Here is a 19905-nt window from a genome sequence, read left to right as displayed (position 1 = left end):
TGTGTTGTCCATAAATGTTTTCGATGGGACGAGTAATCGCAGTCCCAGGACGTGGACGCTCTTAACAGAAGTTCCTCTATGCTTTATAATACGTGAGTAACGCTCTTGGTGGGGCGAGTAATCGCAAAAGCCCTTCGATGGGGCGAGTAATCGCAGTCCCAGTCCCATCGGAAAAAATACGTCAACGCAGAGATTCACCGCTTATCATTTGGGGACTTTTTGAACATCCTCTTATAGGACTTTATAACAAGTTTTATAGAACTATTTCATTTAGCATACAACATTTTAACCTTTTGTACCACCCGACGCTAAACCGGAAATTAAGTACCTTTGCAGGAATAAATAAATGGTTGCAATTGGCACAGCAATTAATACAGAACCTGCTGCAAATCTAGTAAAATTATTTGCAAACTGATCATTTATAAAATTGTATAGTCCCAAAGCCAAAGTATAATTTTCCTCACTTGAAATAACAATGGACGGAAGCAGAAAATCAAATAATGGTGCCATAAAATTAAATAGAGCAACTACTGCCAGAATAGGTTTTGCCAGTGGAAGAAGAACACTCCAAAAAATCCTGATAGGACCGGCTCCATCGATCTTAGCAGCCTCATCCAGCTCTTTTGGAATCGTGTCAAAATATCCTTTTACCAGCCAGGCGTTAAATGGAATTTGACCACCTAAATAAATCAATATTAAACCTGTTAACGAATCTAATAACCCAATCATATTTAAGAAGATGTATAAGGCAACCATCGCCATCATTACAGGAAACATTTGTAAAAGTAAAAAGATATACAATCCATTCTTACGTCCTACAAATTTAAATCTTGAAAAGGCATAAGCAACAAATGCTGTCAGTACTACACTTCCAATGGCATTTGCAAAAGCAACAATCAATGAGTTTTTATACCATAATAAATAATCACTTTGCGGACTGAACAGCCATTTATAATGTTCCAATGAAAAATTATCCGGAATAATACTGGAAGAATATAAACTTGTCCCCTGATTAAGTGACATACCTATTGTCCAAAGCAGCGGATAAAAAATAATGACGGAAACAATTGCCAGTATTAGATAAATCGCTGCTACTTCTAATTTTGATTTCGTTTTCGAGCTCATTAAATTTCACCTTCTTCTTTAAAGGATCTTGTTTTTCGGAATTGGTAAAATGCAAAGCCAGATACAATTAGTCCCATGATGATTGAAATAACAGCTGCCATCGAATAGTTATTTGTATCGAATGTCAATTTATATACCCAGGAGATCAGAATATCTGTACCGCCGGCATTCTGCCCACGGACTGCGGGGCCGCCTTCATTAAATAGATAAATGACATTAAAATTATTAAAGTTTGAAGCGTACTGCATGATTAGTAATGGTGCTGTTGCAAACATCACATGGGGGAATGTAATACTTTTAAACTTTTGAATCCGTGATGCCCCGTCCATGTCAGCAGCTTCATACCAATCTTTTGAGATACTTTGCAATATTCCGGTAAACAATGCAAAGATAAAAGGAAATCCAAGCCATGTTTGTATCATAATAATTGCTATACGGCTATAGAGCGGATCACTTAACCACGATATCCCATCCCCTCCGAATAAAGGTATGATAATATCTCTGTTAATCGCTCCAAAATCATCATTAAACATTGCTGCAAATACCAGAATAGTTACAAATGCCGGAACAGCCCAAGGTAAAATCAAAATTGTTCTGATTAATTTTTTGAATCTCACCCTTTCATCATTCACCAGGACTGCGAGAAAGAAACCAAGAGCAATCTGTAATGTTGTTGCTACTACTGTCCAGACAATTGTCCAAACAAATACACTAAGAAATGTCTCCTGCCAAATAGGCACTGTAAATAAACTTTTAAAATTATCCAACCCTACCCAATCTACTAAATTACGGGGAGGAGAATGATATAAATCATAATTTGTAAATGCTAATAACAGAGAAAACAGCAATGGAAAAATAACGACAAAGATCATTAAGAATAGGCCAGGAAACGTAATTATATAAGGAAATGAATAATCATATGCCTCTTTAATCACCTGTTTAAAACTTAAAGGCACCCATCCTTTTTTTATTTTTTTTGCTTGTTTTCTTGCATCAAGTACATTAAATACATACAATGTGATTGCTATTACCGAAACAATTAAGGATAATACACCGAGTACGAGTAATCTTATAGAGTGATCCGTTCCTGGAATGGTCCCTAATGTACGCAACCCCCAAAGCCCAAAATTTAACGCATCTAGAAAAGCCAGAAGGAATGCTCCTTCAATAAAAATAAATATACTTCCTTTTAAATATCTACGGTTATATAACTGACCTAATCCGGCAAATAAAATGGACAAAATGGTGGCAGTATTCGGGTTATGTTTATGATACTTCTTTTTTGGCTGTTTTTTTGGAGTAGTCAATCTTACCCCTCCTTTAACTTAACTGTATATGACATAATCAAAATTATTTTTAATAGCCTGCTCCCTTAAGAATCAGTAAATTAAAAAGAGGAGATAGACTCCTCAATTTAATTAATTTCCTCCGCCGCCAGCTTGTATGTTTGTGTTAATCTGATCCACAGCTTCTTCTAACACTTCTTTGGCATCTTCACCTTCAGTTAAGAACTGTAATGCATTTTGCATCGGCTCCCAGACTTGGGCCATTTCAGGAGAACTCGGCATTGGAACGCCAAATTGAATTTGCTCAGCAAAGGCAGCATACATCGGCTCTTCAATATTATTTAAAGCCTCTTCATTTGGAGGAAGCTCTCCGGCAATATCATAATACGTCTGCTGATTCTCTTCATTTGTAATAAACATAGCTAAATCCTGAGCCCAATCTTTATTTTCTGAGTAATAAGATACCATCCAAGATTTAACGCCTACAAATGTAGAGCTTGGTTCGCCATTAATTTGTGGGAAAGGTGCAAAGGCTAAATCATCTCCCAAAGCGCTTTCATAAACAGGAATACTCCATGGTCCATTAATAACTGCTCCTATTTTACCTTCTGTGAACAAGCCGTCGATTACGTCTGCAGTTGTAGCAGCCGGGATTTTACCAGAACCAAAAAACTCTTGATAAAATTCTCCGCCTTCAATCGCACCATCATTTGCTAAACCAACATCCGTAACGTCATAGTCTCCAACTTCTCCTCCAAATATATATCCGCCATAATTAACCAGGAACGGGTAAGAGAAATAAAAATCATTCGGCCGCATTAAAAATCCATATTCATCATTAGAAGCATCTGTATGATCCTCCAGTAATTCTAAAACATCTTCCATTGTTTCCGGTGCTTCATCAACAATACTTTTGTTATAAAAAAGTCCATATGTTTCAATAACTGCAGGTAATCCATATATATTTGTTTCATCATCATAAGTGTAAGTAACAGCATCTACTGCTGCATCTACATATCTATTTAATTCATCATCAGTAACATCTAGGGGTTCCGCTAATCCTTGCGCAACAATATTTCCAATCTGGTCATGAGGCTGATAGAATAAATCCGGACCATTTCCTTCAGGTCCAGCTAATGATAATTGCTGTAATTGATCAACCATTGGTCGTCCTTCCACTTTGACTGAAATACCTTCTTGTTCTTCGTATTTCTCCACAATTTCATTAATTGCATCCATCTGTTCATCCTGATCATTCATCCAAATCACTAATTCTTCCGGCTTTTCAGATTCACCGCCAGTACTTTCCTCTCCTGGTTCTTCTCTATCAGGTGCACATGCTCCTAAAACCAGAATAAATAGTAAAGAAATTAACGCCAAGAAACGAACTTTCCCTTTCATTTCCCCAACTCCTCTTAGTATTTTTTAGTTGCGCAAACGTTTGCGCAACATCTACAAAAATCATTCTAATCTATTTAATCTATTTTTGCAAGGGGTTTCATTCTTTTATTTTTCCTCTTGACTTATTAATGCAATTCTGCAAATAATAGATTTAATTACTAAGTTCCACATACAATTTGAGGGCAATGCTTTGTTATAACAACAACCCCTGTTTTCTTAATCGGAAAACAGGGGTTGTTTATTTTTAAGGAGGAATTCCATGTTAAAAGAAGCGATACACCACAGACCAAAAGGAAATTTTGCTTATGCTTACAAAGAAGAAACACTGCATATCCGGTTAAAGACGAAGAAAAAGGATGCAAAAAAAGTAAATTTGATTTATGGCGATCCCTATGATTGGAAAAAGAAAAAATGGTCTTATAAGAAAAAGCCAATGTCAATTTCGGCTTCAGATGATTTGTTTGATTACTGGTTTATTGAACTCGATGTACCAACACGCCGCCTGCGATATGGTTTTGAAATAAGCGACGGCAAAGATACATTGATTTTTACAGAAAAAGGATTCTATTCCCAAATAGAAACAGATGATATTTCCTACTATTTCTGTTTTCCGTTTATCAACCCTATTGATATTTTTGGAGCGCCCGCTTGGGTTAAAGAGACCGTCTGGTATCAAATTTTTCCGGACCGGTTTTCGAATGGAAATAAGAAAAATGATCCAAAGAAGGTCTTGCCTTGGGCCAGTGAAGCACCTGCCCTAGACAACTTTTTCGGCGGGGATTTTGAAGGTATTATTAACAATCTCGATTACTTAACAGATTTAGGAATCAACGGAATTTATCTGACACCTATTTTTAAAGCATACTCCAATCACAAATACGACACGATTGACTATATGGAAATTGATCCGCAGTTCGGAGACAAGGAAACATTTAAAAAGCTTGTTGACGCCTGTCATCAAAGAGGAATTCGTGTGATGCTGGATGCTGTGTTTAATCATAGCGGCCTATATTTCGGTCCTTTCCAGGATGTCCTGAAAAATCAGGAGAAGTCCAAATATAAAGACTGGTTCCATCTGCATGAATTTCCAGTAAAGGATGTCTACCCGCCTAATTATGATACATTCGGGTATGTGGAATCTATGCCGAAACTAAACACAGAGAATCCGGAAGTACGCTCTTATTTCTTAGATGTAGCCGCCTATTGGATTGAAGAATTTGATATTGACGGCTGGCGTCTGGATGTAGCAAATGAAGTAGATCATTCTTTTTGGAAAGCATTTCGTAAAAGAGTTAAATCAATAAAACCAGACTTATATATTCTTGGCGAAATATGGCATGATGCGCTCCCTTGGCTGGAAGGAGACCAGTTTGATGCAGTTATGAATTATCCGCTCACGTTAGCGGGACTGGATTATATAGCAAAAGAAAAAATTGATACCCTTCAATTTGCTAACCGTTTATCCAAATCCTATGCATCTTATACAGAAAACAGTAATGAAGTAGCCTTCAACCTGCTCGGCAGTCACGATACACCAAGAGTTCTGACTGAATGTGGCGAGGATATTAAAAAAGTTCGTCTATTATATACTCTATTATTTTCTTTCCCTGGTACACCTTGTGTGTATTATGGAGACGAGATTGGCATGACAGGAGGAGAAGATCCTGAGTGCAGAAAATGCATGGTCTGGGGTGAGGAGGATCAAAATACCGATCTGAAAAACTTTGTTAAACAGTTTATTCAATTGCGGCTTAGTGAAGAAGCATTTACACAAGGAAAGCTGTCTATTATCGATCCGGATAACGAAAATGATTATTTTCACTTTGTAAGGACTGTCAAAGATACTTCGGTTCACTTTTTTATGAATGCATCAGATCAGTCAACGAGGATATCATTGAACTGTGCTTCTACAGATCATGTTTCCGATTTATGGAATCAAAAAGAACTAAAAACCAAAGAAGATAAATTAGATTTTGAGCTTCCTGCCAATGATTTTGTCATTATAAAGCAGAGAACTTCCAGTAAGTAAACTTTTCCAGTGAAGGAAGACAGCTATTAAAGCTTCCTTCACTGGATTTTCATTTTAATCACAACAGCAAATAAGCAAATAATATTTTCAATATGATATCATAGGAGAAAACGATCTAATAAAAGGAGTATCCTTATGAAAGTAAAAATGAATGTTCAAACTGCCTATCACGGTGATTTATTACGTGCCGGGAAGGAATATGAAATTGATGAGGAAACAGCTGAGCGCTGGATTGCCAGCAGACTTGCTGAGGAAGTACCGGAGACTTCGGAAGATGAATAAGTGTTGAGAGCTTTAGGTATGATCTATAGAAACAGCCCGTCTACTGTTAAAGACGGGCTGTTTCTTTGGAGAGACTCTCAAGAGAAGTATTTACCTGTTTGCAAAAAATTCTTCTGCTTCTTCTAAATACTTCTCTTGATCTGGAGTCAAATCGTACTCCTCTTCAATTGCAGACACTGGACAAACTGCTTTGCACGCGCCGCAATCAATGCAAATATCAGGATCAATATAAAATTGCTTGATGCCTTCTTCTATACAATCAACAGGACAAACACTGACGCATTCTCCCGCTTTTTCACCTCTGCATGGATCAAGAATAACAAAAGCCATGGAAAGAAAACCCTCCTTACATGATTAACATGATTCATCCTAAATGATAAGGGTTTTACAGAATGAAGTAAACTGTTTCACCTCTATTTATGTGTATTTTCTGTGAAAAAACGAGGCTTTATTAAGCAGATTTGCGTTTTTTCTGCTGGAATTGGCCGACAGGAATCGAACTATCCAGCAATCTGTTTTTATCCTATATAGTAAAATAAAGCAATGAAAATTAAAATTCACTGCTTTAATTAATTTCAATAATACCGTTCTCTCCAGCGTCCACATCTGTTTTCAGCAACTCAATTTGCTGACCTGTTTCCAGATTTGTAAAGATGATTGGGCTGATAGTTGACTTAGCATATTCACCAATATGCTCTAAGTCAGCTTTTAATAAAGCTTGTCCTGCTTTCACTTCCTCCTCTTCTTCTACAAGAATTTCAAATCCTTCTCCTTTGAGATTCACTGTATTAATCCCAATATGGATCAAGATTTCTTTACCTGTTTCTGATTCCAGGCCAATCGCGTGCTTCGTAGGAAAAACATTCGTGACTTTCCCATTTACTGGAGAGACCACTAAACCATCCAACGGCTTCACTGCAAAACCATCTCCCATCATTCTGCCGGCAAATAATTGATCAGGAACTTCTGTAATCGGAATCAGTTTCCCGCTTAGCGGAGAAGCAATATCTTCGACGAAGCTTGAGTGCTGTTCTTGTTCATTTGTTTCTTCCGCAGTGTAAAGCTCCAGATTTCCAGGCACAGGTCCAGGTGTCCTGCCAGATATAATATCCTGTATCTGTCCTTTAATAATTTCTGAACGCGGTCCGAAAATAGCCTGAATATTATTTCCAACCTCCTGTACTTCCGAGGCACCAAGCAGTTTCAATTTATTCTTGTCCACCTGTTTGATTGAATGGACAGAAACACGTAACCGGGTAATACAAGCATCCAGATGGGTAATATTTTCTTGTCCGCCGATTGCTTCTACTACATGATAAGCTAAATCAGCAGGTTTTCCTTTTTTATCATTATCTACCTCTTCAATTGTTTCTTCACGCCCCGGTGTCATCAGGTTAAACTTCTTAATAAAGAAGCGGAATAAGAAATAATAAAGTACTGCGAATAGAAGCCCAATTATAATTGTAATCCACCATGGTTCCTGATTCGGCAATACTCCGAAAAGTACAAAGTCTATGGCTCCTCCAGAGAAGGTATAACCGACATTGACACTGAACCATGTCATCAATACATAGGATAGTCCGTCTAAAACGGCGTGAATAAAAAATAATAAAGGTGAGACAAATAGGAATGAGAACTCAAGCGGCTCTGTAATACCTGTTAAGAAGGATGTTAATGCTCCTGAAACAAGCAGTCCGGCAACAAGCTTCTTTCTTTCCGGCCGGGCAGTATGATACATGGCAAGCGCCGCAGCAGGCAAACCGAACATCATAATCGGAAATTCCCCTGCCATAAAATTCCCAGCAGTAATTTCTACTCCATCTCTTAATTGCGCAAAGAAAATGGTCATATCCCCGCGAATCATTTCACCGGCAAGGTTCGTATATGTACCAAATTCATACCAGAAGGGCGAATGAAAAATATGATGCAGCCCAAATGGTATTAACAGGCGTTTAATAAAACCAAACATAAAAACTGCAATATATGGGCCTTCTTCAATCAGCCAATAGGAAGCACTGTTCATGACATTTTGAATCGTCGGCCAAATAAACATTAATAAAATTCCGGCAAGGAAAGAAACAGCTGCTGTCGCAATCGGAACAAAGCGCTTCCCTGCAAAAAAGCCTAAGAACGATGGCATTTCTATATTATGGAACCGATTAAAACAATAGGCGGCTATTAAACCGGCGATAATCCCGCCAAATACCCCTGTCTGCAGGGTTCCTATCCCAAGTACACTTGCAAAACCAGGATCTTCCGTAATCATTTCCGGAGTTACCTGCATAAACGAACCCATTACCTGATTCATAACCAGGTAACCTATCAGTGCAGCAAGCCCGGCAGCTCCGTCACTTGCCAGTCCTATCGCAACACCAATTGCAAATATAAGCGGCAGATTATCAAAAATAACTCCACCGGCATCTTCCATTACTGTTGCAGTTAATTGAATCCAGTCCGCTTTAAGAAACGGAAGATATCCAAGCATGGTATCCTGTTGAGCGGCATTTCCAAATCCAAGCATAAGACCTGCTGCCGGCAAAAGAGCTACCGGCAGCATAAGTGCCTTACCAACCATTTGAAGAATTCCAAACGCTTTTTTGAACATATAAATCCCTCCTTCCTTTTAATCTGACACTGCAATAAAAAAAGACATAAGTAAAAATACCAGGATAGCGCATATAGATACTAAAATACTGTACCTCTCACTATCTAAGTATTTCTACTTATGCCTGATCGAATCAGCCACACATATAAGTGCATGTTCAAAAGAGTTCGAATGAGGTCTTGAAGATCAAGGTGACATGTTTTTACGAACGGCTTTCTCAGGATGCGGCGGTTTCTGCATAGTCACGCGAAAAAAGAGGTTTTAGTAAAACGTCATTACCCAGCCGTGTTATTTTTATTGGACTTTTTGAACATCCCTTATAAGAACTTAATAACTCAACTTTCGCACCTGAGAATAAGCATCTATACCTTACCATTTCAGGATGAACATGTTCTTCATTATCCTGATTGCAATTTGTTAAATCATCATTCTATGGAAATGGAGATTGTGTATAGCGCCGCTCCGACCAACCACTACGCTTTCCATGGGGACGGCTTCAGCTAACTTGAAAAGAAAACCGCTTTTCAAGTGGATCTTCAGCTCGCCCTGTTCCCATAGGAGTCTCCGTGGTTGGTCTGCGCTCAGTTAGGTTTCTTCAGTGAATGAAAGAAACCATATCCTGATGGAGTGGATGAAATCATTGCCTTTTGCTTGATGAAAAGATCATTTTAACATTTCAAATGGTTGATTTGGCAATTTAAATGATGATTCAGCATGGATAGTAAATATTGGGAATTGCTTTCATAAATAGAGAATAAAGAATATTTTATCGTGAATCAGGAAAAATGTTTTATCTGATTTAACTTTTATTTAGTCAGCTGTTTCAACCTGTATAGAACCCTTTCTAGCGGAGGAGGACCGTTTTGACTCCTAAGGGATCAGCACCATCTGAAGATCCACTTTTGCCAAGCGTTCTTCTTGGCAAAAGTTAGCTGAAGAGCGTGCCCCTAGGAAAGCAAAACGGTCCTCCGCAGCGGTGGCCTTACATGTTACCTTCTTTCTGTGCTCTGTCAATAGATAGATGGAAGGAAGGAACGATCAACGCCTATCACTATGATAAGAAAGTTACTTTTTAGGGTGCAAAAGTTAACTTAATAATTATTTCGTCTTTGCTTTTAATTGAATACTCTCATATAAACGCTGCAAATGAATTGTCAAATAGACCGATTCCGCATCAAAGATTGGTTTCTTTAAGGCATGCTGCATAATTTTAATCAGCTTCCAGGATAAATTATAGAATACTGGATATTCTTCTTTCAATAAGGCTGCCATTTTTTTCGGCTCCTCTACCTCATCCTCAATTAAAACACGCTCTATTGTATACCGGAGATGCCTGACAAAGCGGGCATAATCCATGCCGTCTTTATCTAATGTTATAGAGAGCTGGTCTTCAATAATCTGGATTAAATTAGATACAAGCTGTGAATACCGGTTAATGTCATTTAATGCTGTTCCCTCCATGGCACTATGAATATGCAATGCAATAAATCCAATCTCTCCCTCTGGCAAATGGACAGGCAAAAATTGGTTCATATATTCTACAATTTCGGACGCAATTTCATATTCAAATGGATAAAGCACCTTTGTCTCTGACAAAAAAGGATTACGAATTTCTAACCCTTTCTGCAAACGGGCAATTGCAAAAATAATATGATCTGTCAATGCAACAAGTGCATGTTCATCCGTAAATGTATTGACACGTTTTTTGATTATATCTATAGAATCCACAATGCTCTGCAATGTTTTTTCATCAATATTGTGGATGATTTTTTTATAATTTTCCTGTTCTGTTTTATTCCGGAGAACAAACAGTTTTTCTACGGTTTGGGATTCAATAAGATCATACTTCTTTTTAGCAAATCCGATGCCCTTCCCGATAAGGATGACTTCATTTTGATCAGTATCTTCAGCAATAAGAACATTGTTATTGAGTGATTTGATTACAGAAAAGGCATCCATATCAATCATCCCCTCTACGTATTAACTCTCTCTTCTTCCTATTATATATCACTTCAATCAAACTGCAAATTATGGATTTTTTTAGGGAATAAGGTCTGCTGGTATTGAGATGATATACTTCTGACCTCAGCAGATACCTACTTAAAAACTCACTTTTTATATCCTTTTTCTTCGTTTCATCGGATGAAAAAGTCCCCATTTTTTTATCGTGGGGACTTTACCATTCTATTGAATTAGGAGCGATCTTTTAACTTCGCCAGTGCATCTGCGAGTGCATTATTTTTAAAGTCATCCTGCTTTTTCATATACTTATTGACATCTTTTTTAGACACCTTCTGATTCTTTTCCTTCTCTTTTCTTGCCTGGAAGGTAGAAAGTTTTTCACGATGACCACAGGAGCATGTAAACATTTGACCTTCTCCCTCTCCACGGAGTTCCAGTCTTTTATGGCAATTAGGACAGCGTGCATTGGTATATTTTGCGATATTCTTTTTACCGCCGCAGCTGCGATCCTGACATACCAGTCTTCTTCCATGCTTGTTTTTAACTTCCAGCATCAGTTTACCACATTTCGGGCATTTTGTCCCAGTCATATTATCATGCTTGAACTTTTCCTCACTTGCTTTTATTTCTTGAACGGCCTGTTTGGTATACGTTTTGATTTCTTTTAAGAAGGCTTCTTTCTTTAGCTTGCCATCAGCAATTTGCCCTAATTTTTGTTCCCACTCGGCTGTTAAGATTGGAGAGCGGAGCTTTTCAGGTGCTAATTCCAACAGCTGTCTTCCTGTCGATGTCAGATAAATATATTTCCCCTTCAGCTCCATGTATTGATTATTGAACAGCTTTTCAATAATATCTGCACGGGTGGCAACTGTTCCAATCCCGCCAGTCTGCTTCATTGTTTTTACAAGCTCTTGTTTTTTCGTTTCCATATACTTCGTCGGGTTTTCCATTGCCTGCAGGAGACTGCCTTCTGTAAAGCGTTCCGGAGGTGTTGTCTGACCTTCCTTAATTGTATAAGTAAGAGCCATTTCTTCCCCTTTCGTAACTTGAGGAACACTGGAACGAATTTCTTCTTCATCGTCTGCCTGATGCTGGTAAATTTCCTTCCAGCCTAAAGCAACAATTCTATTTCCCTTTGCTTCAAAGGTCTCCCCTGCTGCTTCTACGATAATGCTCGTTTGCTCATATTCATACGGCTTGGAAAGGGCTCCTAAAAAGCGCTGGACAATCAGCTGGTAAATTTTCCGCTCCTGATTAGACAATGCGCTGTAATCCACCGGCTCTTCCGTAGGGATAATTGCATGGTGATCGGTTACTTTACTGTTATCGACAATAGCTTTACTGATTCGTAAATCTTCTCTTAAAATTTTACCCGCTGCTTTCGCATATTCATCTGCCCCACAGGCTTTTACACGTTCCTTTAATGTAGACACCATATCCGCAGATAAATGCCTCGAATCCGTTCTTGGGTATGTGACAAGCTTATGCTGTTCATATAATTTCTGCAAAACAGATAATGTCTGCTTTGCGGAAAATTGATAAATCCGGTTGGCGTCCCTCTGTAAATCAGTTAAATCATATAATGTCGGTGCATGTTTTTTCTTATGCTTTTTATCCACATGCGAAACAGTTGCTTTTTCTTTGGATACTTTTGCTTTTAATTTATCCACTGCTTCTTTTGAGAAAATGCGGGATTGGTTCTTTTTATCCTTCCAGGTTACTACAAATCCGCCTTTTGTTTTTCCCTGTAGCTGGTAGTATGTCTTTGGCTTAAATTGATTAATTTCCTGTTCGCGCATGGCAATCATTTCAAGTGTCGGTGTCTGTACACGGCCGCTGGATAAAGAAGCGTTATGCTTTGTTGTTAAAGCTCTTGTTGCATTTAATCCGACATACCAGTCTGCTTCCGAACGCGCTACAGCTGATTGATACAGATTCCAATATTGATTTCCGGGCTTTAAGTTTCGAAAGCCGTCTTTAATTGCCTTATCTGTAACAGAGCTGATCCACAGACGCTGAACCGGCTTCTTGACATGAGCTTTTTCCAAAATCCATCTGGCTACAAGCTCTCCTTCTCTTCCAGCATCTGTAGCAATAACAATATTACTTACATCTTGACGTGATAACTGCTGTTTTACGGTTTGGAATTGCTTTCCTGTCTTCTTCATCACCACTAATTTCAAATGATCGGGAAGCATTGGTAAATCTTCCATATTCCATGTTTTATATTTTGCATCATAGGCTTCCGGATCTGCTAGGGTAACTAAATGTCCTAACGCCCAGGTTACAATGTATTTTGTCCCTTCCTGATATCCATTTCCTTTTTTATTACAACCAAGGACTCTTGCTATATCTTTACCTACAGATGGCTTTTCTGCTAATACTACTGTCTTACTCATTTATATCCCTCTTTTTATCGGTTTCTATTCTGTTACTACTTTAACATATTTCCTTACAATACGTTCATCAAAGGCACACATTGTACCCGAAAACATAGAATATCGTACACAAAAATTATGGAAACGACATGGCTTCATGCTATTCTTGGAAGCTTTTACTTGTACTTATTAGAAAAAGGATGTTTTATATGATATATACAGGTATGCTTTTACTCGTTATTGCAGTAAGTCTGGATGGATTCAGTGTAGGAATAACCTATGGTATGCGGAAAATTAAAGTTCCTTTACTCTCTTTATTAGTTATTATGTTCTGCTCAGGAATGATTGTCTATCTGTCAATGGAGGTCGGCGATTTCTTGCGCTCCTTTATCTCTCCTCAAGGAGCAAGTATGCTTGGAGGCGGCATTCTTATTTTTTTAGGCTTCTTCTCCCTTATTTCTATGTTCCGTTCAAGAGAAACGGAAGCAGCAGAAAATAAAGAGCAGTTCTCATCCAATGTTAAATTAGAAAATGTGAGAACAGTGCTCAGCCGTCCAAAAGAAGCCGATTTAGATAAGTCTGGTATTATCTCACTTAATGAATCCATTCTGTTAGGATTTGCTTTAGCACTTGATGCATTTGGAGCCGGTATTGGAGCTGCCATGCTTGGATACTCTCCTTTCACCACAGCTTTATTAACAGCCTGCATGAGTGGAATCTTTTTATACAGCGGGATTATGTTTGGAAGTTATTTATGGAAAATACCTGCCTTACAGCGCCTATCCTTTTTACCGTCTGTTTTTCTTATTGCCTTGGGATGCTGGAATGTATTCAGCGTTTAGACTTCATTTCAAATTTGTTTCTGCGCTGTGAATCAACCCTGGAAACAGACAAAATCACCGCATCCAATAAACTGGATACGGTGATTTATTTATTATTCTTAAAGACTACTCTTCTCCCTCTGAAAAGAACGCAATAACATCTTTTTTATTTTTTATCTTAATTAAATGCTCCACATTTTCTAATTCAGAGCAGCTGGTAGCTATAGAAGAAAGTAACTCAAGGTGCGCATTCCCTTTTCCGGCAATACCAATCACTAATCTTACTTCATTTCCATCCCAATCTATTGGGTCATCATAAATTACAATGGCCAAGCCAGATTGATAGACTTCTTCTTTCGCATTATCTGTACCATGAGGAATAGCTAAGAGATTTCCCATATACGTTGATACACTTTTCTCTCTTTCGAACATTTTCTCAACATAATCATCGGAAACGTACCCCTGCTCCACAAGGATTCTGCCTGCTTCAGCGATTGCCTGCTCTTTATCCTTCGCTTCCCCGGACAGCTTGATATTGTCTTCTGTCAATATTTCATTTATTTTATCCCCGTTTTCAGAGCTTCCGGCATTCTTAATTTTTTCTACAACTTCATCATAGGATGGACTGTTTAGGAAGTTATCAATAGAAACATGATAAGCATCAGGCTGCTTGGCTTTTGCCCGGTCTGTCAGCTCTTTATGTGTGAAAATAATATCTGCTTCGGTCGGCAAATTACTGATGGCAATATTTTTTACAGTAATCTCCCCATATCCTGCAGCTTTTAGTTTCTTTTTCACCAGCGAAGCTCCCATAGCGCTTGAGCCAAGGCCTGCATCACAAGCAAATATAATATGCTTTACATTTCCAAAATCCATTGCTGCATCATTTTTTCCAGTTTGACCAGAATTGCTCAGCCCGGAAACAACACTGCTTTTCTTCCCTTTTATCGCTTCCATTTTTTTACTTGCTTCTGCAAGGTCTTCATTGTCACCTTTTTTATCAAACTTCAGAATAACCGATGCAACGGCAAACGATACGGCTGTCGCAAACAGAACGCTTAAAATGACGCCGATGTAACTATCTGAAGCTGTCATTAACAATATAGAGATAATACTACCTGGCGAAGCTACACTTACTAAACCGGCATCAAATATTGTTAACGTAAATATACCTGTCATTCCGCCTAAAATAGCTGCAATAATTAAAAGCGGTTTCATTAATACATACGGGAAATAAATTTCATGAATCCCCCCGATAAAATGAATAATTCCAGCTCCATAAGCAGAGGCCTTTGTTGCTCCTTTGCCAAAAAGCATAAATGCCAGTAATATACCTAAACCGGGACCAGGGTTTGCTTCGAGTAAGTAAAGAATAGATTTCCCGGTTTCTTCTATTTGACTGCTTGCAATCGGATTTAAAATTCCCTGGTTAATCGCATTGTTGAGAAACATTACTTTCCCTGGTTCAATAAAGATACTGACAAGCGGAAGAAGTCCATGATTTACCAAAAAGTCCACGCCTGCTCCCAGCACTTTAGTAAACGCACTCACCAATGGTCCAATAGCGATTGATCCAAATAATGCCAATATTGCACCGATAATTCCTGCCGAAAAATTATTAACCAGCAGTTCGAAACCAGATTTAATTTTACCTTCAAAGACTTGGTCAAATTTTTTGATAGCTAATCCGCCCAGCGGACCCATAATCATTGCGCCGATAAACATCGGTATATCTGCTGCAACAATGACCCCCATTGTTGCAACAGCTCCTACAACCCCTCCGCGAAAATCATGAAGCAGACGTCCGCCGGTAAAACCAATCAGTAATGGAAGCAGATAATTCAGCATCGGACTGATGAAATTAGTGAAAAGCTCCAACTGTGTCGGTACAGCGATTGCTGTTAAAATCCCCCATGCGATAAAAGCTCCCAGGTTAGGGATAATCATACTGCTTAAATTACTGCCATACGTTTGAATCCTTGAACGAATACTCTTCTTTTGCCCACTCATTCGTTACAGCCCCCTTTTGTTATGACCAGCTTTTTATCAATTCACTTTTACCGGCTGACCAGTTTCAAGTGATTGTTCGATACTTCTGACAACTTTGACTGCTCTCAGCGCTTCTTCCACAGAAATAGGAAAGTCTTTATCATTTAAAACATTATTCACAAAAGTGCTCAGTTCTTCTTTCATGATTCCAGTCTGTGTCCCGTATAAATCCACTCCATACATCGTGTCCGGGAATGTGATCTTATGGTCTTTTTCAAATACGCGAATCGACTGATCGAGAATATCAATATTAACCACACCGTCTGTTCCGGTAATATCAAGCTTGGCATCCAGTTCTACATGGTTATCCGGTAACACCCAGCTTGTTTCATAGCTTCCGATTGTTCCAGATTCAAATTTTAGTGTGGTGATAATAGCATCAGCAGTATCAAATTCTTTTAAGCGCTTTCTTACTTCAACTGCAGAAACTTCCACAATCTTGTCTCCTGTAATCCACTCAATAGCATCTAAATCATGAACACCTAAAAACATCACGACAGATGTTCTTCCTTTTAACCTTCTTCCATTCTGATAGGAATTGTTACGCCGGGAATGAAGATGAACCGGTTCACCGATTTTCCCTGCTGCCACTGCCTGTTTTGCATGATAATATCTTGGGTCCCAGCGTAATGTGTGGCCAACCATCATTTTTACGCCGGTTTCTTTCACTTTATCAATAATTCCTTGTGCATCTTCTACATTATCAGCCAATGGTTTTTCAATCAGAATATGCTTATGATAATCACAAGCCTTGCAGGCAACCTCAAAATGCTGATCATCTGATGTACAGATACTGACTGCATGTACATTCTCATCCTTCAACAATTCTTCTAAATCATGAACAGCAGTGGTCTGAAATTGTTTAGCCATATTTTCTGCGTGCTCCTGATTAATGTCATAGACTGCCACTAGATTTACATGAGGCAGCTCCGCATAAATTCTTGCATGTGATTGCCCCATTACTCCCATACCAATTACAGCTACATTTAATTTATTCAACATACCCATCTCCTTTATATTTGATAGACTTAATTACAATACCAGGCTTGCTGCACCTATAATCATGGCGTTCCCGCCGAGTGATGATAATTCAATTTTTACATCCTTATTGATTTTATTTACATTGCTTTGAACCTGCTCACGAATTACTGTGAGAAACGGTGACAATGAGCCGGATACCCCGCCTCCCAGAATAATTTTTTCTGGATTAAACATATTTGTCAGCGTTGTCAATCCAATTGCTACATTTTCTACATACTGATTGATGATAAAAGCTGCATTCTCGTTATGATCTAAAGCTTCCTTAAAAATGTCCTGTCCTTTCTTCACCTCCTTAAAAGTTTCAGCATATATTTCCTCTAACGCTGTGCCGGAAGCATATGCCTCGAAACAGCCTTGATTTCCGCATGGACATTTCCTCCCGTTTGGGTATAACACCATGTGGCCGACTTCTCCTGCTGCTCCAGAATGGCCGCGCTGAAGTTTTCCATCTGCTATAATTGCTCCTCCAATTCCTGTTCCGATTGCTACACAAAGAAAATTATTTACATTCTTCCCTGTCCCAAGGAATTGCTCCCCCAATCCCATTGCCTGCACGTCATTAACAACTGCAACGTGCTGCCCTGTCGCTTTTTCCAGCCACGTTTGAATCGGCAGACCCTGCCAATCCTTGAATGTATCCGTCGCCGAAAGCACTGTGCCGGATAGCCCAATCTGTCCAGCTGATCCCACACCGATACCTGTGGTATTTTCATCATAGAAGGAAGGTAATTTCTCTACAATCATTTGAAGAATTTTCTCTCCTTTTTCATTTTTTAAGGTGGAAAATTCCTCCTTTTTCAAAACCACTCCATCCTCTTGAACCAGTCCAATTGCTATTTTTGTGCCACCAATGTCTACTCCGATTGCATTTCTCATTTTCTTTTCAGTCTTTCTGTAAATTTTCTGGTAATTAATTGAGGCCTTGTAATCGCTCCCCCAACGACAACAAATGCTACACCGATATCAAGAGCCTTTTTTGCTTTTTCCGGGGTATCAACATTCCCTTCTGCTATTACAGGCACCTTCAACGTATTTACTAAATTTTGCATTAAATCAAAATCCGGTCTGGGTCTTTCTTTTGTATCCTCTGTATATCCGGATAACGTTGTCCCTACCATATCGCATCCCAGGGCTTCTGCCTGTACGCCCTCTTGGAGTGTTGCTACATCCGCCATTACCAGTTTATTTAAATCCTTTTTTATATACTCGATTAATTCCGATAACTCTTCCGGCCTTGTGCCATTTGTTGCATCCACAGCTATGATATCGGCTCCGGCCTCTGCAATCAGCTCTGCATCTGCTTTTGTCGCTGTAATAAAAGCCTGAAAGCCTGGATATTCCTTTTTCAAAATACCAATAACCGGTAAATCAACTTTCTTTTTAATTGCCTTAATATCATCCGGTCCATTCGCCCGAATACCCGCAGCTCTACCTTCTTTTGCTGCCAGAGCCATCGAAGCCATATGAGATGAGCCATGCATCGGCTCACCCTCTAAAGCTTGACAGGAAACAACTAATCCACCTTCTAATTCTTTTAACATTTTTCCACCTGACCTTCTATTCATTTGTGCACGATAAGCATTTAAAATTCATTACGAAGAAGCAAATCTCTCCTTTAATAGAGTTTCTGTTTATCTGTTCAGTGTTTTTAAAATATCCTGTAAAGGCATATCTGTCATCGAATTTAATTTTAAATGATAATTCTCAAAAGGTAATGCAGCAGTAACTGGATTCGGAATAATAACTGTCGGTAGATTTACCTCCTGTGCAGCAATTAAACCATTTAAAGAATCCTCAAAAACTACTGCTTCCCGAGCCTCTAAATCTAATTTTTCAAGTGTTTTTAAAAAGATATCCGGTGCCGGCTTCACTCTTTCTACCATATCCTGGGTGACCAGAAAATCAAAATAAGAAAGCAAATTTAAATTCGTTAAATGTGTGGTTGCCCATTCAGTTGTTGAACTCGTTGCCAGAGCAACCGTTAAGCCTTCATCTTTTGCATCTTTCAGATAATCCGTCACGCCTTCTCTAGCTTTTGCATCGCGCACGAATTGGCTGTGCAGTTTCCTGGCCTCGTTACGAATAGAATTAACATTCAGCCGGCTGTCCAATTCATTCTGCAGGTACGAAAAAAGGACGGTATCATCTGATCCAACACATTTCACAAATTCCCCCAGTGGTAAATCAAATTGAAATTGACTCCGGAGAACCTCTTTATAAGCATCAAACCAAGCAGTTTCAGTATCCAGAATCAGTCCGTCAAAATCAAAAATAGCTGCTTTAATCATTGTCTTCCTCCTTTAAATACGTGTTCAAAACCATAGATGACTTTTTTGAACATCTCTTTCACTTCATTTTAAAATTTTTCGTTTTAGCGCCTGTTCCATTAATCCCCAGCCTTCTTCACAGGCCGGTTCCGTAAGATACGGTTCAAATCCGTAATTTAAATACATATTAATCGCTTGAAAGCTTGTTGTCTGCGTGGTGAGATATGCGCTGGAATGATATTCAGCTAAGGTATTCATTGCCGCTGTCAATAAAGGCTTGGCAAGTTTTTTACCTTGATATGCCGGAGTAACGCCTACCCAATGAATTCTGCCTGTTGTTTCTTCATCCCCTTTTAAATCACCATACCAGGCAGTAGTCGTTGCTATTTCTTCTCCTTCTTCCGTTTCAATAAACAGGCAGCGCTTCGTCATTTCGTCTGTATACGGACCAAATTCTTTTTTGAAATGCTCTAATGCTGCTGCTTCGTTTTTAAACTCTTCCACACTTGTTTCAATTCGTGCCCAATGATGTTCATCCCCTTTTTCATAGAATCGGATACGGTATCCATCAGGCAGAGAGAATTGAGGAATATCTGATAAATTATTTCTTACCATTGCCAACGGAATATATTTCAATTTTTACAGCTCCTTTCTCCATC

Annotated in this window: 16 protein-coding genes; 3 read left to right on the top strand and 13 right to left on the bottom strand. The window is 38.8% G+C overall.

Annotated features, from left to right (window positions below; genetic code table 11):
* Positions 1-285 precede the first annotated feature (285 nt).
* The 3 genes from BN1068_RS05900 to BN1068_RS05890 all read right to left on the bottom strand — a co-directional run bounded on the left by BN1068_RS05900 (position 286) and on the right by BN1068_RS05890 (position 3812).
* Positions 286-1125, bottom strand: a complete 840-nt coding sequence (locus BN1068_RS05900) for a sugar ABC transporter permease (RefSeq protein WP_077601903.1) — start codon at positions 1123-1125, stop codon at positions 286-288.
* Positions 1125-2432, bottom strand: a complete 1308-nt coding sequence (locus BN1068_RS05895; RefSeq protein WP_077601902.1) for a sugar ABC transporter permease — start codon at positions 2430-2432, stop codon at positions 1125-1127. The genes BN1068_RS05900 and BN1068_RS05895 overlap by 1 nt, the downstream gene beginning before the upstream one ends.
* A gap of 111 nt (positions 2433-2543) precedes the next feature.
* Entirely contained in the window at positions 2544-3812 is a 1269-nt protein-coding gene (locus BN1068_RS05890) for a sugar ABC transporter substrate-binding protein (RefSeq protein WP_077601901.1), read from the bottom strand.
* Between the two features lie 259 nt (positions 3813-4071).
* Between BN1068_RS05890 and BN1068_RS05885 the strand changes: the two genes are divergently transcribed.
* Positions 4072-5841, top strand: a complete 1770-nt coding sequence (locus tag BN1068_RS05885) for a glycoside hydrolase family 13 protein (protein ID WP_077601900.1) — start codon at positions 4072-4074, stop codon at positions 5839-5841.
* Between the two features lie 135 nt (positions 5842-5976).
* The gene (locus BN1068_RS23565) at positions 5977-6123 is read left to right on the top strand and encodes a hypothetical protein (RefSeq protein ID WP_175637090.1); all 147 of its coding nucleotides are present in this window, start codon (positions 5977-5979) and stop codon (positions 6121-6123) included.
* 90 nt (positions 6124-6213) lie between these two features.
* On the opposite strand, the gene BN1068_RS05880 is transcribed toward BN1068_RS23565, so the two are convergent.
* From BN1068_RS05880 to BN1068_RS05865, 4 genes are all read right to left on the bottom strand, one after another.
* Complete coding sequence (locus BN1068_RS05880) at positions 6214-6453, bottom strand: ferredoxin family protein (protein WP_077601899.1); 240 nt, start codon at positions 6451-6453, stop codon at positions 6214-6216.
* A gap of 235 nt (positions 6454-6688) precedes the next feature.
* Entirely contained in the window at positions 6689-8728 is a 2040-nt protein-coding gene (gene ptsG, locus BN1068_RS05875; RefSeq protein WP_077601898.1) for a glucose-specific PTS transporter subunit IIBC, read from the bottom strand.
* A gap of 1098 nt (positions 8729-9826) precedes the next feature.
* Positions 9827-10687 (bottom strand): glucose PTS transporter transcription antiterminator GlcT, encoded by an 861-nt coding sequence (gene glcT / locus BN1068_RS05870; RefSeq protein WP_077601897.1) that lies wholly within the window; start codon positions 10685-10687, stop codon positions 9827-9829.
* 233 nt (positions 10688-10920) lie between these two features.
* Complete coding sequence (locus tag BN1068_RS05865) at positions 10921-13089, bottom strand: DNA topoisomerase III (protein WP_077601896.1); 2169 nt, start codon at positions 13087-13089, stop codon at positions 10921-10923.
* Between the two features lie 188 nt (positions 13090-13277).
* Here BN1068_RS05865 and ytaF point away from each other — a divergent pair, with 188 nt between their 5' ends.
* Complete coding sequence (gene ytaF / locus BN1068_RS05860; RefSeq protein WP_077601895.1) at positions 13278-13910, top strand: sporulation membrane protein YtaF; 633 nt, start codon at positions 13278-13280, stop codon at positions 13908-13910.
* Between the two features lie 105 nt (positions 13911-14015).
* On the opposite strand, the gene BN1068_RS05855 is transcribed toward ytaF, so the two are convergent.
* The 6 genes from BN1068_RS05855 to BN1068_RS05830 all read right to left on the bottom strand — a co-directional run bounded on the left by BN1068_RS05855 (position 14016) and on the right by BN1068_RS05830 (position 19882).
* Positions 14016-15899 (bottom strand): PTS mannitol transporter subunit IICBA, encoded by a 1884-nt coding sequence (locus tag BN1068_RS05855; RefSeq protein ID WP_077601894.1) that lies wholly within the window; start codon positions 15897-15899, stop codon positions 14016-14018.
* Positions 15900-15935: 36 nt separating this feature from the next.
* Positions 15936-16937, bottom strand: coding sequence for a Gfo/Idh/MocA family protein (locus BN1068_RS05850; protein ID WP_175637089.1), 1002 nt, complete (start codon positions 16935-16937; stop codon positions 15936-15938).
* 33 nt (positions 16938-16970) lie between these two features.
* Entirely contained in the window at positions 16971-17855 is an 885-nt protein-coding gene (locus BN1068_RS05845) for an ROK family protein (protein WP_077601892.1), read from the bottom strand.
* Positions 17852-18520 (bottom strand): N-acetylmannosamine-6-phosphate 2-epimerase, encoded by a 669-nt coding sequence (locus BN1068_RS05840; protein WP_077601891.1) that lies wholly within the window; start codon positions 18518-18520, stop codon positions 17852-17854. The genes BN1068_RS05845 and BN1068_RS05840 overlap by 4 nt, the downstream gene beginning before the upstream one ends.
* A 90-nt stretch (positions 18521-18610) precedes the next feature.
* The gene (locus BN1068_RS05835) at positions 18611-19267 is read right to left on the bottom strand and encodes an HAD family hydrolase (protein ID WP_077601890.1); all 657 of its coding nucleotides are present in this window, start codon (positions 19265-19267) and stop codon (positions 18611-18613) included.
* A 63-nt stretch (positions 19268-19330) separates the two neighbouring features.
* Entirely contained in the window at positions 19331-19882 is a 552-nt protein-coding gene (locus tag BN1068_RS05830) for a GNAT family N-acetyltransferase (protein WP_077601889.1), read from the bottom strand.
* Positions 19883-19905: the final 23 nt, after the last annotated feature.

Origin of the sequence: Oceanobacillus sojae (assembly GCF_900162665.1) — a bacterium.
In the GTDB taxonomy this organism is placed as follows: Bacteria; Bacillota; Bacilli; order Bacillales; family Amphibacillaceae; genus Oceanobacillus; species Oceanobacillus sojae_A.
Note: the sequence above shows the minus strand (reverse complement) of the source record. Positions and strands in the feature narration are given on the sequence as shown.

Coding starts and splice junctions, on each gene's coding strand:
- BN1068_RS05900 (WP_077601903.1), bottom strand. CDS start 1,125: ATGAGCTCGAAAACGAAATCAAAATTAGAAGTAGCAGCGATTTATCTA.
- BN1068_RS05890 (WP_077601901.1), bottom strand. CDS start 3,812: ATGAAAGGGAAAGTTCGTTTCTTGGCGTTAATTTCTTTACTATTTATT.
- BN1068_RS05885 (WP_077601900.1), top strand. CDS start 4,072: ATGTTAAAAGAAGCGATACACCACAGACCAAAAGGAAATTTTGCTTAT.
- BN1068_RS23565 (WP_175637090.1), top strand. CDS start 5,977: ATGAAAGTAAAAATGAATGTTCAAACTGCCTATCACGGTGATTTATTA.
- BN1068_RS05880 (WP_077601899.1), bottom strand. CDS start 6,453: ATGGCTTTTGTTATTCTTGATCCATGCAGAGGTGAAAAAGCGGGAGAA.
- ptsG (WP_077601898.1), bottom strand. CDS start 8,728: ATGTTCAAAAAAGCGTTTGGAATTCTTCAAATGGTTGGTAAGGCACTT.
- glcT (WP_077601897.1), bottom strand. CDS start 10,687: ATGGATGCCTTTTCTGTAATCAAATCACTCAATAACAATGTTCTTATT.
- BN1068_RS05865 (WP_077601896.1), bottom strand. CDS start 13,089: ATGAGTAAGACAGTAGTATTAGCAGAAAAGCCATCTGTAGGTAAAGAT.
- ytaF (WP_077601895.1), top strand. CDS start 13,278: ATGATATATACAGGTATGCTTTTACTCGTTATTGCAGTAAGTCTGGAT.
- BN1068_RS05855 (WP_077601894.1), bottom strand. CDS start 15,899: ATGAGTGGGCAAAAGAAGAGTATTCGTTCAAGGATTCAAACGTATGGC.
- BN1068_RS05845 (WP_077601892.1), bottom strand. CDS start 17,855: ATGAGAAATGCAATCGGAGTAGACATTGGTGGCACAAAAATAGCAATT.
- BN1068_RS05840 (WP_077601891.1), bottom strand. CDS start 18,520: ATGTTAAAAGAATTAGAAGGTGGATTAGTTGTTTCCTGTCAAGCTTTA.
- BN1068_RS05835 (WP_077601890.1), bottom strand. CDS start 19,267: ATGATTAAAGCAGCTATTTTTGATTTTGACGGACTGATTCTGGATACT.